The following is a 16018-nucleotide window of genomic DNA, read 5'->3' on the forward strand; positions in this document are numbered from 1 at the left end:
AGTCGAAGGTCGTTTCCCATAGCAAGTCAGAGATGCCATCCGCTGCAAGATCAATTTGATAGATACATATTTGATTAGGCATTTCAGGAACGATTCGTCATGTAAGAGGCATCAAACGGGCCAATTGCGAAAAACCATATCCAAATATCATTGGATGTGGGTCACTCGATAATTATGGTAATCTGCTCAATCGCGCCGGCATCTACTACGGGTAAGCCTCGATTCTTCCCTGCCACCAGTTAAACAATTCCACCTTCAGTTATCGCTATCGCTTGTTAATCGGGCTGAACAACTCCCGAACCTCATCTGTTAGGCTTCGCAAAGGCTTTCCCGCCAGCCACACGAGATCCGGCGACACGAATTTCATATCTGCCAGAGGCAGCGTTCGGTAGACGATACTCGTCATGGCGGGGTCGGTTCGATACACAACTCTTCGTCCCGTCACCTCCGACAACACCTTCGCCAACTCGCTAAGCCCCCACGCGCGCTCCGCTGTCAGTTCGTACGTTCGATTCTCATGCCCTTTCTCCGTTAGCACCGTCACCGCGGCCGCAGCTAAGTCCTCTCGGGCCGCCGTGTTAAAGGTCCATTGACCGGGCGGACTCCTAAGTTCGCCGCAGTCCACCGCTTCCCGGACACCAAGCAGCTTCACGATATCCGAGTAATAAGCATTCCGGAGAATCGTATAGGGAATGCCAGCACTCGCGATAGCCCGCTCGGTTTCCAGATGAAGCCGGTGCAAAGGCAGCTTCCCTAGCTCTGGACGAACGATGCTCGTATAGACGATATGGCTGACTCCTGCCCGCTTCGCGGCGTCTACAGCCGCCATATGCTGGCGAAGCCGAACGTCATCGTCGGCATGGGGGGACGAGATCAGCAGCAGCTTCGACGCCCCGCGAAACGACGACTCCAGTGATTCCGGCACATCATAGTCACCATATCTGACTTCCATTTGCTGCTCGCCCCAGCTTTTCGCCGCTCCTGGATTTCTTACGCTTACCGCAATTTTGGACGCAGGAACTCGATAAAGCAACTGCTGCATAACGAGTCTACCTAGATTGCCTGTCGCACCTGTGATCACGATCGTCATTGATACCCCATCCCTTCTTTATAGTAGTTAAACATTTAACTAAATGCGTAAAAAAATCTACAATGGTCCTCTTCCCTGTAATTTGCCTAGGAGCGATAGTAACATGTGCATCTCGTTCTCATTCAACGCTTTCATACGATCCGTGATCGTCGCTCGGTTGCCGGGCAGCAGGTCTTCCAGCAGCTTCTCTCCTTCGGGGGATAACTCAATCATCCTCTTGCGCCCGTCCCCGGGATGATCGAAACTGCGTATATAGGCGGCTTTCTCCAAAGGTACAAGCAGCACGCTAATGTTCGCTTTCGTCACACCGATTCGCTCGGCCAATGACGAAGGCAAGATCGCGCCACCTGCCTTCGCGATTTCGACGAGTATGCGGATGCGAGCTCCGTTAGTTTCTTTGGAGGCCCAATATTTCTCCGAGGCGCCGACGAGTTCGGCCGTCGTATCTACCAGCGTGAAGAAAGCCTGAACCTCAAGCGGTTGCTGCAGGACGTATTTCTGAATGCTCAAGCGAATCCCTCCCGTTTATAATTAAACATTTAACTAAATTTAAATATAGAGGTATTATCCTATATTTGTCAACACCTGAATCCAACAGGGATGAGAACTCCGAGATTGCTGAATAAAATGCAAACCGCAGGCGAATAATCTCCTGGTAGGTAAACCCTTCCTGGAGGAGAATCGCTATGACCGACAACGAACATTTTGACGAAGTCGAAGATCTCGTTAGCCTTGAAGCTCTATCTGTAATGGCTGCCGCCCTCTCGCCAGATGAGAATGCGCCTTCCGACGATGCCGAACCGAAAGAAGGACAATCGGCTTCCGGATCCGACGACACATCGGCGTTCTCGGGATGACTGCTCCGGAAGTGAACAGGGCTTCAATGTGAGTATCCGCATTGATGCCTGTTGCACTTCCGAAGGTCGTATTGTCCTGGATGACTATTGCTCTTGAACGATAACGCTAAGAGCTACCTCCAGAAGCCATCTGAATCGCACGGCGGGCATGATATTCTGCGAGACTCTTCGCGAATTGCTGGTCGGGGAATTGCCGATAAAGCAGCTTCAAACCCCCTGAGATCAGCGAGAGGTGATGAGCATATCGATAAAATATCATCCGCCTATCGTCAAGTTCGGTATTTCTTAAGTAACGATAGAAGTCTCCAAACCGCAGCTCCAAGAAGCTATGCTCGTGCTCGAGATCGAAGAACCCTGCCCCTTCAATATCAATGAGGTACGGCTGCATATGTTCATGATCGATTAGTATATGGTCAGGACCGAGCTCCCCGTGTATGAAACTATACCGATCCCTGGGCTCAATACCCGCTTCTAGTTCGTATAACTTATCAAGAAGGACGCTGTAATTCTCCCTCACGCCTGCCATATGTTCCGAGGCATACGCTAAGGCCTTCTCCGCATGCTTCCGCTGAACTTCAAAGCATGGTCGGTCGTTGCTTTCGTCATTGCTATCCGCGTTTCCATGATGATTCCTTTCGATCGCATGCATGTTGGATAACATGCTCCCGACTCGATGGAATAACTCATCCCGAACCTTGGGGTCTTCATGTTGAAAATAGGCTTCGGCTTTCTGCCCCTTTATATATTCGACAAGAGCGAAGTCGAAAGGGTGCCGGTCTCTACCTTCATTCAGATCATATAAAGCCGGCGTTCGAATTCCATGTTGCCTAAAGCATCGATTATTCATAGCAAACAGACCGCCGCCGTAGGAGCCCTGGAATACAGAACCAGAATCATTCATAATTTCTTCCCGGAAATAGTTGCGGGAAAGATCCCAGACATACAGCACACAAGCAAAACCATTTCTGCAGTCGATCTTGTAAACGACTTTTTGTGCGCCGCCATGAATTCTTGCGATATCAGTCACAAGATAACCGGTACCAAATACGTTGTGCATATACTCCTGTACTTCATCATGAGTGAGATGACTAACAAGTTCCATCGTATAACGCTCCATTCCAACTGTATTTGCCGGCCGGCTACATAAATGTATAGAATTTGCATCCGAAAGTATAGACTGTTTCTTTACCGTCTGTTAAAGTGTTGATTAGGGTCTATGTATTTTACGAAATGCTGATTCAAGACCTCATGCGAAACTGAACATAACAAATCAATGGCCGGGAGTTCACGTATGGTGAACTGACCCGGCCCTTATTTTTTCTTCCCCCTGAAATATAGCTGCATGACTTTTGTCATGACAATAAAGTGATGTTTTGCACTGATCAAGGAGCGGTGCCTCGAATTATGATTAGAGTATCAAATCGATGAGGTGAGTCGGAAATGAACGGAAGCAGTGTGTATGTGTTGATCGCCGCGATTGCGGCTTTGGTATTGTGGAGAAGAACGAGAAGCATGTTCCGTCCCATACGGGGCAACGGAATCAGAATGTTAATTCCTTTGTTATTCGTGGCTCCCGGTCTATCGCTGGTCGTTGACGCGACCGCGAATGAGCCGGCTTGGATTTTCGGCGCAGCCTTCGGACTCGGTATCATGTTCTCGATCCCGCTGATTCTGACGACTCAGTTCGAGGTAAGAGAAGACAATCTGATTTACGCTAAGAAAAGCGGGTGGTTTTTCATTGCTTTCTTAAGTTTGGCGATCGTTCGAATTATTCTTCGCCAAGAGCTGTCCGATATGGACTCCCAAGGTCAAATGGCGCTGCTTATAACGGTAGCGTTCGGATACCTTATACCGTGGAGAATCGCTTCGTATATTAAATTCAGGCTCGTGGACGCATCATCTCCTTCGTAGCGGACTCCAGGATATTAGGCTCCGTATTGCTGGAGCCATCCTAGACACCCTCGCTTGTTTGATTTTTTTTTGTTTGAATTCGGTTCTAAATGAGTGCGAGCAAATCACCCAACGATTTAATAATCATAAAAGGTTGAGTAATTGGTTCACCGGTTAGCCCCATTCCTTTATGATCAATCCATATACCCTTAATCCCTAAACGTTGTGGTGCTGCAACCTCCCAATCAAAGTTATCTCCCACCATCCATGTTTCGTCAGCGGCGACCCCCAGCTGCTCTAATGCATGAAAGTAAATACGCTCTTCTGGCTTGCCAACGCCAAACTCACCTTCAACCACAATACAATCAAAGAAAGCTGCAAGGTCAAAGCGCCGTATTTTTTTCCATTGCGCTTCAGAATTTCCATTCGTTAATAATGCAAGTTTTATCCCTTTGGTACGAATTTGTTTAATGGTTTCTATAGAATCAGGAAATATCGTAATCGCCTTATCCCGTTCCTCTGTATATGATGCAGCAATATTGAAAGCTAAATAAATATCATTAATGTCTCTCTTCATCAAGACTGCTGTTATAATCTCCTGTCTTGCCTTAGTTAAATCGGACCTTCCAATTCTATGTCTCACTGGATCACCCCAATACCACTTGGCTCTTTCCTTAATATCCGAGAGAATTCCTTCTGGGTTTGTAGTGTTTTCCTCCGGCATATATTTGCATATTGCTTTCCTCCAGCACGAATCTGCATCTACACCATGATCAAAAGAAATAATGGTGTCGTCCAGATCCAGCAAGATTGCTTTAGGCCTGATACTATCCATTTGGCCACATCCTCCCAATTGGTTCACTCATAGAAAAAAAAGTACAGAGCAACAGCATCCATTTGCCGTGCTCTGTATTCAAACTCGCATGTTGTTACTTCTACCTTAATCAGCCTTATCGATAATCATGATAGCATTGCCTTCAGAATCAGTGACATGGAACCCTAAACAGTCGGCACCATAGGGTATAACTTCTTCTCCGTCTTTTACGGCCCCTCTTGCTTTTAATTCTGTATACGCTTTGTGTATATCCGGCGCTTGGAGGCTAAAAACAGCGGATTCATTCACGGGTTTATGCTGCTCTCCCCACTCTATCAGTATAAATCTGATACCATTCTCCATAACTAAGCTCTCCAGCCCTAACACGTTTGTGTACCAATCACGGGCGCGCTTTTCATTCTCGCAAGATATGTAAATATCGACAAGCCGGTTTTTAACAAGCGGGGGCTCAGTAACGACTTTACTACTCTCTTCTGCCATACTCATTTCCTCCGATTGGATTTTCATTTGTCCGTTAATAACTTTTAATGCTTGCGGTGCGCAAAATGGCTTGTACCCGTCTACGTTTCTTGCAAAGGATTTGATCTCCATCACCCCATTTAATGGAATCATATCATATGAATGTCATGTGAAATGTATCTTTTCTTATCAAGTTTGGTCTCTGTTATTACTCGCTGAACTCTGCCGTTTTGGTGTTAATGGGGATGACCTCAATAATATTAATCATATGTCCGTCGGGGTCACACACGTCGAACATAATATGATGGTTCCAAGGAGAAGTCCACTCTTCGATTGGCTTTAATTTGTATCCGCTTAGCTCCAAATCCCGATACATATCCTTTACATGAGTCGCGTTCAGGTTATAGCTGGGGAACTCCAACACTTGAACTTGGTCGGATTCTATCAGGGTCATTAGCGGAAACCCATCGTGATCCGGAGCCAAGAAGAATGTTGCCCCGCGGCCCGGATTCCACTCCTCGATTCCCCGAAAACGCAAGCCGAGCGCAGAATAGAATGGAATCGAATTCTCTAAATTCGTTACGCGAATAAATACGGCCCCTAACGATTGTGCTCCCATTGTGTTGCCTCCAATGTCATAGAATTTAGCTTCACTCAATAAACGACGAATTGGATAAAAACCAAACATTTACGCTATAAAAAATTCCAACCTCTCTCGCGAAGGGTGTCACCCATTTATCCAAAATCTAACTTTGTTGATTCTTCGTTGATTCAACAAATCCTTTATTGCAATTGTTTGATGTTCATCTTCATCCCACAACCTAAATTTTGATGTAAACCTGCTGAAAGAGAGTGACAACAGTCCTGTCTCTCTGTATGATTATTTTGGAATATTATGGCGAGGACGGGTGTTGGAATGGTGAAAAAATCTTGTTATTTGACGCTTGCATTGCTGCTAGCTGTAACACTCCTTATTCCCTTTAATCGAGCGTCGGCAGAGGAAGGGCAACTGAAGTATGATTTTGATCGGATTGAGGTCGTATATGCTGCGGAGTTCACCGCATACCCACAGAACGCTCCTGCCGACCATTGGTTAACTGCTCTTGGTGGTGGTCCGGACAAGCCGATTCAGACGCTATACGGTATTGTTCATTTGTACACGGGAGATCAATTTATTGAAGAGCAATTCATCAGCGTAACCGGAGAAGGCGGCTCAGAGCGCTTCCTAAGCAACTCGATGCGCAACGAATATTATGACGCGTCCTATACGACTAAGAAGCAAACTACAATTGAATTCTGGTCAGGTAAGAAGCTGGACGGCAACGCGGTCGTGAAGGATTTAACGCAGACGGTTAAGGGGATTACCCTTGTCCAATCCTTTGATCCGGATGGAACGTTGACGGGTTATCAGCTCCGCAATTCATTTACATTTGACGATCCATCGTCACAGAACTACTACGATTCACTCTATACCTCCAATCCTGCTTCCTTGGTCCATACTGGGGAATTGAACGGTGTGGAGATTGAACCTACGCCAGAGACATCAACAGATGAGAACCCAGTCGCAGAAGAAAAGGGGCCAGATGCGACGATTCCAGAGGTGACAAAGCCGGATGGGACGACTGAACAACCGGGGCAACCGCAGTCGTATAAACCTAGAGGTAAAGTATCCATCCTGTCTGCCGCAGCATCCACGAATCAGAGCAATACGATAAAGGCAGATACGCTGAAGCAGCTCGGTCTATTTACTGGAACGAATACCGGATATCAGCTTGATGATTCTTTCACTCGCGCACAAGGCGTTGCGATGCTGCTTCGTCTCTCCGGTGAAGCTGATGACGCCGCTGCAGCACAATTGAAGCCTAACTTCACTGACGTGAAGAGCACGAACTGGGCAGCGAATGCGATCGCTTACGCCGTCAGCAAGGGTTATGTGAAGGGCATCGGGAATGGCGCATTTGCACCGGATCGAGCAATGTCGGGCAAAGAGTTTCTAACACTGATCAATCGGTTACTAGGTTATCCGGATGCCACACCTTCCGCTGCAGAGGAGCTCTCGAGGAATAATGGACTGCTCACCGCAGATGCAGCAGCGCGGCTTGCGAGTGTAATGCCTTTCCTACGTGGGGATATGGTTGAAGTCGTTTATGCAGCTTTACAGACGAATCTATCCGGAAGCGCTAAGACGCTGATCGGTTCGCTCGTTGAAGACAAAGAGACAATTAGCGCCGACGTTGCCGTTGCAAGCGGATTGTATACAAAGATAAAGTCGAACGAGCCTCTCTACTACATTCCGAAACCGGGCAGCGACCCGATGGATTCGATCGAGCAGGCGATTCGGCAGATGCTAAGACAGCGCAAGCACTAGAACGCCTCTGCCACCTCATTATAGGAAACTGAAGAAGACCGAGAAGGCCTCATATTGTTTGAGGTATCTCGGTCTTTTGTTAATCCAGCGATAGCCCACCCCACGTAACTCCCCAGTCACGCATCCGTACAAGGATTTCGCTATATGCCACTCCGCTCTCGGTTAGAGAATACTCGACTGTTACCGGTACAGTCGGGAACACTTTACGACTGACGATGCCGCGCTGCTCCAGATGACGAAGCGTGTCCGTAAGCGATTTGATGCTAATGCCGGTAAGACTGCGTTGGAGTTGATTGAAACGCTGCGCCCCTTGGCACAGTTGGGAGATCACCGAATACGACCACTTACCGCTAATAACCTCGATTGCAGCAACGATTGCTGGATAGCAAGGTATCTCACTAGGTTGATTCACGACAATACCCTCCTTACAAAACGTTAGTTGGACTATAAAAGTAGCGTATGACTAGATTTTTTGCGTTCTTTCGAGAAAACAACATCTGATTTATGCTCTTATCAGGGTCCCATGAACGACCTTTGGAGGAGGACAATACAAGATGAGAATAGGAATTATCGGGGCCGGCAATGCCGGCAAAACGTTAGGATCTGCATTGGCTAGGAAGGGTTATTCCGTAATGCTCGGATCCAGGCAACCAGAGAAACTTACGGACTGGGTTGAAATAGAGAATGAGAACAACAATACAATCCTCGTTGGCACTCTTAGTGAGGCAGCTGCTTTTGGCGAATTGCTTATTCATGCAATAACTGGTCGTGAGGCAATCGAGGCGCTCAAGCTGGCTGGGGAAGAAAATCTGAATGGAAAAGCCCTCTTGGACGTTTCTCTACCCATTGATTTCACAGACGGTCGGATGACGCTTTTCACTTCGACCGGAGAATCGCTAGGCGAACGAATTCAATCCGCATTTCCTGAAGCTAAAGTGGTCAAAGCAATGAACCATATTGCGGCAAACGTGATGGTAAACCCCAATGTGGTCGCTGATGGGGATCATGATCTATTCATGTGCGGAAACGATGGCGATGCCAAGCAAGCAGTCTCCACTTTACTTAAAGAGGCGTTTGGTTGGAAACGGATATATGATATTGGCGATATCTCGGCTGCGCAAGCAACAGAAGGGCTAGCTTTATTGGCTTCCCGCGTCGCTGCCGTCCTTGGGCATGGAATGATGAACTTCAAGGTCTCGCAGTAAGTCTCCCCTTAACTATATGCTAACGGGCGCAGTATTGAAATACAGAGCTACTGTGTATTTACTAGCTGCAAACGACAAAGACCAGCGCTCCACAGACTCTTCAGTCTGGTGGAACGCCGGTCTTCTATTTGGAGCCATACGGAACTACATTACTCTGCAGCTGATCCTAGTATGATGCCCTTTTCATTAATGATATAGTTACCAGTTCCATTCGCTACAGCTGCAAAGCCATTCTGGAAATCGCCGGCGGCATCGAACTGAGCCGGGATGGCGACTTTGCCTTGCTGATCGATGTAGCCGTACAAGCCATTTTGCTCAAAGTAAGCCAGACCATCATGGAAGCTGCCAACATCTTCGTATGCGGTTTGCAGTTTGCTCTCGCCCTTCGCATTAATGAAGGAGAACGTGCCGTCGTTCTGAACGGCTGCTAAGCCTTCGCTAAAAGAGAATGCCAGTGCGTAATGAGGGGCGATTACTGCTTCGCCCTTCGCATTAACGAACCCGAATGAGCCTTCCCCGTTCTCTCCCTCAGCCTGCACGAGGCCTAGACCGCCGCTGAAATCGGAAACGCTTTGGTAGATCGGCTCGATTATAATGGTTCCAGCCTTGTCAATATAGCCGTACCTTCCTTCGACTTGCACAGCCGCAAGCCCATTGGAGAAGTAGAACGCATCTTCATATGTGACCGGGATAACTTCTTTTCCTGAAAGGTCAATATAACCGAATAAATCCCCTTTTTGCACGAGTGCCAAGCCTTCAGAGAAGTCATAAAGCACATCATAGCCCGTCGGGCTGAGCAGCGTCTCGCCCTTTGTATTAATGTATTGCGATACCCCATCTTTACTTACAAGAGCTACGCCATCGGAAAAATCATAGGCCTCATCGAATTGAGCGCTAATGACCTTTTGGCCAAACGCATTAATATACCCATACTTACCATCCTGCTTCACGATGGCCAGACCTTCGCTGAAGCTGTTTGCATGTTCGTATCTTGGAGCAATAACCGACTCACCGAATACGTTCACGAAACCTTGTTGGCTACCGCTAGTAATTGGATACAGTCTAGGCGTAATGGCAAGAGTGGCTGCTTGGGGATCCTCTTTGATTGCAGCTCCGAACAGTTCTCCAACTGCCGATGCAGGAACCCAAAGCGTATTCTTGCTGATTGTCGGGGCTGCATTAAGCGAGATGATTTTACCATTAACATTGGCTTCCTTCACATCCACCGTTCTCTCGGGCTTGCGGTTGCCCGCTAGTGGTTCGTTTGATAAGGAAAGTCATCTGGTACTCACCAAAAAAACAAACCAATGAGGTCAAAGCCCATCCTGAAATTTACAAGTTCGTCCCTTCTACGTCTACCTTTGATTTTTTGGATTTGAAAGAGCAGTTGTTTTACCCAATTTCCTTGCGTGTTGTTCGGTTCGTCCTGCCGAGTGGCAGTTATGAAACTGTCATTACGAATCTTTCCGCCGACGATTTCCCACCAGATGAACTTAGGTCCATCTATAACATGCGATGGGGAATTGAAACCTCTTTTAGGGCATTAAAATATACCGTCGGTCTGACAAGTTTTCATGCAAAGAAACGAGAGTCCGTCATCCAAGAGGTCTTCGCAAGAATGATCATGTACAATTTTACGGAAATGATGACCTCGCACGTCGTCATTTCTCAAATGGATAAACAGCACCAATACCAAGTCAACTTCACGGTTGCCGTTCACGTTTGTAGACATTTCCTGCGCTCAAGAGACGAGGAACCCCCGCCCGATGTTGAAGCGCTGATTCGAAGAAACGTTTTGCCGATTCGACCCATTCGACCAGGGCAGCAGAATACGCGCAAAATCCGTTACAAATCTGCAGTTAGCTTCGTTTACAGAGTAGCATAATTCGGTTATTATGAAAATTTTTTAAGCGGATTTTCCATCCGTTTGTTTGCTATACCCATTTTTCTTCATTGTGCAGAAAAACAAACGGCATAGGAGTTTTTCCCATGCCGTTTCGAATTCATTCTCTATTCATGATCTTGTCTCTGAGTCTAACTTAATGACATTGCCAGTCTATGGGGGCCTGTTTACAATAGCTTTCTCTTAATTGCTTACGTCCCTATTACTTTTGGTTCGCCAAGAAAGCATCGATCTGCGATTGCAGCTCGGCTTGAACTTTGTCCAGGCCTGCCGCTTTCAGTTGCTTGTTCAGTTCTTCAATGCCTTTGTCGATATCTTTAATCAAGCCGTATTCGAGCGGAATCGCGTAGCGCAACATGACGTTGCCGAGGTTAGCGAGTTCCGTCTTCACGTTGCTGTTGTCGAATACGAACGTTTCGAGCGAATAGTGGTACACTTGCCCTTCCCACTTCTTAACGAGATCGGAAGCTTCTTGCGGGAACGCCTCGTTAGTCAGGTTAAGCGGCGAGTTGAAGTTCCAGTTCGAGAAGCCCGTGAAGTTCGCGCTCTTGTCGGTAGCTGCATATTTGCCATCGCCAGCTGGCGTGTAGTGAACGCCATTAACTCCGTACATGATCAGGTCATGCAACTGTTCGTCGTTCTGCATCAGATCAACTAACATGAGCGAACGCTCGACGTTCTTGGAAGTTGCATGGATCGACGTACCGTTCTGCGTCGAGATTGCGACGGATTTCTTCTTGTCTGGGTTAATGTCCGCCAATTTCACTTCGTATGGCGATTTTTCTTGTTGCATCGTCGTAATAAGCGAGCCGAGCGTACCATTGTTATGGGTGATCGATGCTACTTTGCCAGCTTTGAAGTCTGCTTGGTGGTCATTCTTGCTGTTCAGAACGTTCTTCGACCATGCATTATTGTCGGCCAGGTCTTTGTAATAAACGAGAAGGTCTTTAAACTCCTGCGTCTCATACACGTTGAATACTTTGCCCGTTGCGTCATCCAGTTTATATGCGAACGGCATATCCAAGTCGAACATGTTCCATTCGTTCTGTTGCTTCAACAGGATGCGGTCGAGGTTGTGGTATTTCCAGTCGCCCGTTTCCGGCTCGAAAGGAACGATACCTTTCTCGTTGGCAGCAATTGTTTTCAAATACGTCGCATAGGATTCAGGGCTATTGATTTCTGGCAAGTTGTATTTCTTGCGCAGGTCTTCGCGATACAGGATCAGCTTCTCGACGGATTCGCCGTTGTTCTGAGGGACCATGTAGAGCTTGCCGTTGACTTTCGCTTGACCCCAGCTAACCGACGGCATAGCTGCCCACGTCTTCGGCATGTACTTCTGGAGCATGTCTTCCGTCAACTCCAAGAATCCGCCCTTCAGCGCTTGGTCGTTGTAGCCAGCCCAGTTCGCCGAGTAGATCAGGTCGAAATTTTCGTTCGCTGCCAGCTTCAGCGGGTATTTCTGTGCCCAGTCAGACCAGTCAAGGAACTCGCCTTCGAGCGTTGCGTTAATTTTTTCTTTCAGCACTTTATTGATTTCCGTGAAGACACTATCGTAGTCAACGGGTTTAGGACCAACGAAAATCATTTTCAACTTCACTTCTTTGGAAGTATCGATACCGCCAGTTGCAGTTGAAGCATCGTTTGCCGCCGGTGTCGAGCTATCCGATGAAGTCGAGTTACTATCGTTATTGCCATTGCTGCCACACGCGCTCAGCGCCATAACCGAAGTCAATGCCAGAGCCAACATACTCATTTTGCTTTTCTTTAACATGTCTTTCTTTCCCCCTATGAAAGTAATCATGTATATGATGCACTGGGTTTCCCCATATTCATCCTTTGACAGCGCCAATGGTCAAGCCTTGAACGAAGTAGCGTTGCACGAATGGATAAGCGAGCAGAATCGGTCCAGTCGCAACGACCGTCATTGCCATTTTGAGGCCCTCGCTCGGAAGCGGCGTCGTTACGACAGCCCCAGCACCCATCATTGCTTTGCGCATGCCATCCATGTTTCCTAGCATCTTGTACAAGTAGTACTGAAGCGGCATCAGTTTATCGTCGGATACGAACAACAGCGCGTTGTACCAATCGTTCCAATAAGCCAAGGCGAGGAACAATCCGATCGTAGCCAGCGCAGGCTTAGAGAGCGGCAGGATCAGCTGGTAATAGATGCGGAAGTCGCCAGCGCCGTCGATCTTCGCCGATTCAACGATTGCCTCCGGGATGCTGCTAAGGAACGATTTCATAACGATGATATAGAAGACGTTCAGCACCATTGGAATAATGAGTGCCAATAAGGTGTTCTTCATGTGAAGGTAGTTCACGATCATCAAGTACCAAGGAACAAGACCGCCGCTGAACAGCGTCGTAAAGAAGAAGAAGAACGAAAACTTATTGCGCCACTTGAAGTCCTTGCGCGATAGCGCATACGACGTCATCGAGGTTAAGAACAAGCCAAGCAGCGTACCCGCTACCGTCACGCCGATCGTTACCATATAGGCATGAACAATCTCACCGGGATACTTGAACAATATTTTGAACGATTCCATGGAAAAGTCTATCGGAAGAAATTGATACCCTTTAGTAAGAATCGTATCCTCGTTCGTGAGCGAAGACGAAACGACGAGCAAGAAGGGCAGCAAGCAGAGCAGCGCCATGATCGTCAGTGAAACGTACCCGATAGCCGAGAAAATCATTCGGTCCGTCTTCCTGATGCGCGAACGCTCGGAGAACGATTTATTTACACTTAGTTCTGTTGTACTCATGTCGTGACCTCCAATCAGAATAATGCGCGATCTTTGTCATACCGGCGGACCGCATAGTTGACAGCCATAATCGTTACGAAGCCGAGCACCGATTGGAACACGCCCGCCGCAGCTGCCATACCCATATCGTTCGAAGTCATCATCGACCGGAACACGAAGGTGTCAATAACGTCCGTGGAAGAGAACAACAGACCATTGTTGCCGACCATGTTGTAGAACATTCCGAAATCACCGCGGAAAATATTGCCGACCGCAAGCAGCACTAGAATGATCACTGTCGGGTACAGGTTAGGAAGCGTCACTTTGAGAATCCGTTGGAAAATGTTAGCGCCGTCGATCTCGGCCGCTTCGTACATCTCGGTATCAATACCCGTGATCGCTGCCAAGTACATGACCGTTCCGTAACCGAGGCCTTTCCAAGCGGATACGAGTACTAGCAAATACGGCCAATATGCCGGCGTATTGTAAATGTCGATCGCTTCCATACCCAGCCCGCGAAGAACCATGTTCACGGTGCCGATATCGTAGTTCAGCAAGTTGTAGGCAATCGCGCCGACAACGACCCACGAGATAAAATAGGGAAGGAACAACGAGGACTGAATGATTTTGCGGAACCATTTGCCGCCGACTTCGAACAGTAAAATCGCGGCAAAAATTTGCAAGAGATTGTTAATAATTATGAACGCAATGTTATAAAGCGCCGTATTGCGCGTAACCCGGAAGGCATCCCCGGAATCAAAGAAAAAGCGGAAGTTGTCGAACCCGTTCCACGGGCTCCCGAATATGCCGCCAGCGTAATCGAAGTGCTTAAACGCCAGTACGATACCCCCCATTGGGAGATAGGCGAACAGGATATAGAATATCACTGCAGGTGTCAGCATTAATAATAGAACTTTATACTTTTTAAGATCGTTCCAGAATGTTATCATCTATACTCCCCTCCGTAAATCTATTATAAAAGCGAAATTATCTCATAAATATTCAGCGAAACAACTAAACTTAATACTAATTCAACGATTCAATAAAAAATGAGACCCGATTCCGTCTAGGAACCTGGTCTCGTTCATCAAACATCCGATTCAAATGTTGTGTTTCTTCCGATACTCGCCGGGCGACATGCCCATGAACTGTTTGAACTGCCTATTGAAGTATACGATGTTCTTGTAACCGACCCGTTCGGCGATTTCGTATACTTTCTTCGTCGGGTCCTCGAGCAGCTCGCAAACCCGCTTCATCCGCAGCTCATTCAGGAAATCGCTGAACAGACTATTCGTCTCAGCCTTGAACAACTGTCCCAAGTAATTCGGCGTAAAGTCGAATCGCGCGGCGACCTCATTCAGCGTGATCTTCTGATCGAGCCGTTCCTTGACGTAATCTGTAATATCGCCGATCAGCTTGCGCTTCTGCCTTTGCCGCTTCAGATAGAGCCGCTCTGACAATTCGAAGAACCGCCTTCTTAACCATGACATAATATCCAGCACCGTCTCGAACTGGAACAGCACGAACGACTGGTTCGCATCCCAGTTCAGAATCTCGTACAGATGCTCGTTCATTTGCCGCAAATCGGCGTGAAGCTTGGACGTAATCCGAATGATTAAGTCGTAAATCTCGTTCTTTCCCATGTCCCCGGTGAATAGCTCCACTAGGCAATCGTCGATCACCGTCAGGTTATACTCCAGCATCGCTTGGAGCATCCTATCGACGATTTCCTCGAGATTGGCTGCGATCTTCTCTTGGGGGCGCCACTGCGAAGCGTCCTGAATCAGTCGGTTTTTCCCGACGATCCACTTGATGCTGAGCGCGGCTTGCGCTTGCCGGTAAGAATCATGCAGCTTGTCGAATTCATAGGTATACATTCCCGTGCCGACCGTAATCGAGAAGGCGAACTGCTTGTAGAACGAGCGAATCAGTTCCTCCAGAAGCGAAGAGAAATACGTCTCCTGAACAGCGGACAACATAACGAAGTGATGGTCGTAGGTTGCGATGACCGTGCCCATGTGGTGCTCCTGCGTGAACGTGCGGATGAATTGGGCCGCGTTGTTCAGCCATTGCCGCCGCTCCTCCCCAGCCGACTCCCGTGTCTTCCATGCGAGATCGTCGATCTCGATAATAGCTGCCGCCGTCCCGCCTTGCAGCATCGGCTCCAATATCCCGCGAATATGCGCCTCGACTTCGCCCGGAGCGGTTTCGTTAAACCACCGCATCAGCAGCTCTTGGTTCACCAAAGACATCGTTTCTGTAAGCGAAATATGCTGCATTCGCTCTTGTTCGATCTTTCTGAACAGCTCTGTCAACACCGCTTCCAGCTCATGATCCTCCACAGGCTTCAGCAAATAAGCGGACGCGCTTAATTGAATGGCTTCCTTGGCATAGCTGAAATCCTGATGCCCGCTAATGAAGACGATATGGACATGCTGGTTCATCTCTTTCGCTTTCCGCGCGAATTCCATGCCGGACATGATCGGCATCCGAATATCGGATAAAATAATGTCGACTCGATGCTGCTCCATTACTTTCAGAGCCGCAAATCCGCTCGAAGCCGTTCGGACGCTCGTCAAACGTTCATTACTTGCCACCCGGCGCCTTAGCCACTCCAGGTCAACCGCTTCGTCATCCACCAGCAGCGCATGTATCTCGATAGCCATCCGT

Annotated in this window: 17 protein-coding genes and 1 pseudogene; 5 read left to right on the forward strand and 13 right to left on the reverse strand. The window is 47.9% G+C overall.

Features of this window, described 5'->3' with window-relative positions; translation table 11 throughout:
• Nucleotides 1–265: 265 nt before the first annotated feature.
• Nucleotides 266–1090, reverse strand: coding sequence for an NmrA family NAD(P)-binding protein (locus tag H8B09_RS25170; RefSeq protein ID WP_191206344.1), 825 nt, complete (start codon nucleotides 1088–1090; stop codon nucleotides 266–268).
• Nucleotides 1091–1147: 57 nt separating this feature from the next.
• Nucleotides 1148–1600, reverse strand: coding sequence for a MarR family winged helix-turn-helix transcriptional regulator (locus tag H8B09_RS25175; RefSeq protein WP_224753979.1), 453 nt, complete (start codon nucleotides 1598–1600; stop codon nucleotides 1148–1150).
• Nucleotides 1601–1776: 176 nt separating this feature from the next.
• On the opposite strand from H8B09_RS25175, the gene H8B09_RS25180 reads away from it, so the two are divergent.
• Nucleotides 1777–1947, forward strand: a complete 171-nt coding sequence (locus H8B09_RS25180; protein WP_191206345.1) for a hypothetical protein — start codon at nucleotides 1777–1779, stop codon at nucleotides 1945–1947.
• A 106-nt stretch (nucleotides 1948–2053) separates the two neighbouring features.
• Here H8B09_RS25180 and H8B09_RS25185 read toward each other — a convergent pair whose 3' ends face one another.
• On the reverse strand, nucleotides 2054–3004 hold the full coding sequence (locus H8B09_RS25185; protein WP_191206432.1) for a phosphotransferase family protein: 951 nt from the start codon (nucleotides 3002–3004) through the stop codon (nucleotides 2054–2056).
• Nucleotides 3005–3387: 383 nt separating this feature from the next.
• On the opposite strand from H8B09_RS25185, the gene H8B09_RS25190 reads away from it, so the two are divergent.
• Nucleotides 3388–3858 (forward strand): CcdC family protein, encoded by a 471-nt coding sequence (locus H8B09_RS25190; protein WP_191206346.1) that lies wholly within the window; start codon nucleotides 3388–3390, stop codon nucleotides 3856–3858.
• An 85-nt stretch (nucleotides 3859–3943) separates the two neighbouring features.
• On the opposite strand, the gene H8B09_RS25195 is transcribed toward H8B09_RS25190, so the two are convergent.
• The 3 genes from H8B09_RS25195 to H8B09_RS25205 all read right to left on the reverse strand — a co-directional run bounded on the left by H8B09_RS25195 (nucleotide 3944) and on the right by H8B09_RS25205 (nucleotide 5750).
• The gene (locus tag H8B09_RS25195; protein ID WP_191206347.1) at nucleotides 3944–4672 is read right to left on the reverse strand and encodes an HAD family hydrolase; all 729 of its coding nucleotides are present in this window, start codon (nucleotides 4670–4672) and stop codon (nucleotides 3944–3946) included.
• A gap of 105 nt (nucleotides 4673–4777) precedes the next feature.
• The gene (locus tag H8B09_RS25200) at nucleotides 4778–5152 is read right to left on the reverse strand and encodes a VOC family protein (RefSeq protein WP_224753980.1); all 375 of its coding nucleotides are present in this window, start codon (nucleotides 5150–5152) and stop codon (nucleotides 4778–4780) included.
• Between the two features lie 187 nt (nucleotides 5153–5339).
• A complete protein-coding gene (locus tag H8B09_RS25205; RefSeq protein WP_191206349.1) occupies nucleotides 5340–5750 on the reverse strand; it encodes a VOC family protein in 411 nt (136 codons plus the stop codon).
• A 297-nt stretch (nucleotides 5751–6047) separates the two neighbouring features.
• Between H8B09_RS25205 and H8B09_RS25210 the strand changes: the two genes are divergently transcribed.
• Nucleotides 6048–7499, forward strand: a complete 1452-nt coding sequence (locus H8B09_RS25210) for an S-layer homology domain-containing protein (protein WP_191206350.1) — start codon at nucleotides 6048–6050, stop codon at nucleotides 7497–7499.
• Nucleotides 7500–7578: 79 nt separating this feature from the next.
• Here H8B09_RS25210 and H8B09_RS25215 read toward each other — a convergent pair whose 3' ends face one another.
• On the reverse strand, nucleotides 7579–7911 hold the full coding sequence (locus H8B09_RS25215; RefSeq protein WP_191206351.1) for a winged helix-turn-helix transcriptional regulator: 333 nt from the start codon (nucleotides 7909–7911) through the stop codon (nucleotides 7579–7581).
• Nucleotides 7912–8053: 142 nt separating this feature from the next.
• Between H8B09_RS25215 and H8B09_RS25220 the strand changes: the two genes are divergently transcribed.
• Nucleotides 8054–8704 (forward strand): NADPH-dependent F420 reductase, encoded by a 651-nt coding sequence (locus H8B09_RS25220; protein ID WP_191206352.1) that lies wholly within the window; start codon nucleotides 8054–8056, stop codon nucleotides 8702–8704.
• A 149-nt stretch (nucleotides 8705–8853) separates the two neighbouring features.
• Here the strand turns inward: H8B09_RS25220 and H8B09_RS31115 are convergent, their stop codons facing one another.
• Entirely contained in the window at nucleotides 8854–9729 is an 876-nt protein-coding gene (locus H8B09_RS31115; RefSeq protein WP_397376095.1) for a WG repeat-containing protein, read from the reverse strand.
• 60 nt (nucleotides 9730–9789) lie between these two features.
• Nucleotides 9790–9939, reverse strand: a pseudogene (locus tag H8B09_RS31330) (stalk domain-containing protein); the annotation flags it as partial.
• A gap of 20 nt (nucleotides 9940–9959) precedes the next feature.
• On the opposite strand from H8B09_RS31330, the gene H8B09_RS25230 reads away from it, so the two are divergent.
• Nucleotides 9960–10589 (forward strand): transposase, encoded by a 630-nt coding sequence (locus H8B09_RS25230; protein ID WP_191206354.1) that lies wholly within the window; start codon nucleotides 9960–9962, stop codon nucleotides 10587–10589.
• A 220-nt stretch (nucleotides 10590–10809) separates the two neighbouring features.
• Here H8B09_RS25230 and H8B09_RS25235 read toward each other — a convergent pair whose 3' ends face one another.
• The 4 genes from H8B09_RS25235 to H8B09_RS25250 form a co-directional block, all read right to left on the reverse strand.
• Nucleotides 10810–12378 carry an ABC transporter substrate-binding protein gene (locus H8B09_RS25235; RefSeq protein WP_224753981.1) on the reverse strand — a complete coding sequence of 523 codons (1569 nt, stop codon included), beginning with the start codon at nucleotides 12376–12378 and terminating at the stop codon, nucleotides 10810–10812.
• A gap of 58 nt (nucleotides 12379–12436) precedes the next feature.
• On the reverse strand, nucleotides 12437–13300 hold the full coding sequence (locus H8B09_RS25240) for a carbohydrate ABC transporter permease (RefSeq protein ID WP_224754010.1): 864 nt from the start codon (nucleotides 13298–13300) through the stop codon (nucleotides 12437–12439).
• Between the two features lie 83 nt (nucleotides 13301–13383).
• Nucleotides 13384–14298: an ABC transporter permease gene (locus H8B09_RS25245; protein ID WP_191206356.1), complete on the reverse strand. Its 915-nt coding sequence runs from the start codon at nucleotides 14296–14298 to the stop codon at nucleotides 13384–13386.
• 150 nt (nucleotides 14299–14448) lie between these two features.
• On the reverse strand, nucleotides 14449–16014 hold the full coding sequence (locus H8B09_RS25250; RefSeq protein ID WP_224753982.1) for a response regulator: 1566 nt from the start codon (nucleotides 16012–16014) through the stop codon (nucleotides 14449–14451).
• Nucleotides 16015–16018 lie beyond the last annotated feature (4 nt).

The organism is Paenibacillus terricola, assembly GCF_014779765.1.
Taxonomy (GTDB): domain Bacteria; phylum Bacillota; class Bacilli; order Paenibacillales; family Paenibacillaceae; genus Paenibacillus_T; species Paenibacillus_T terricola.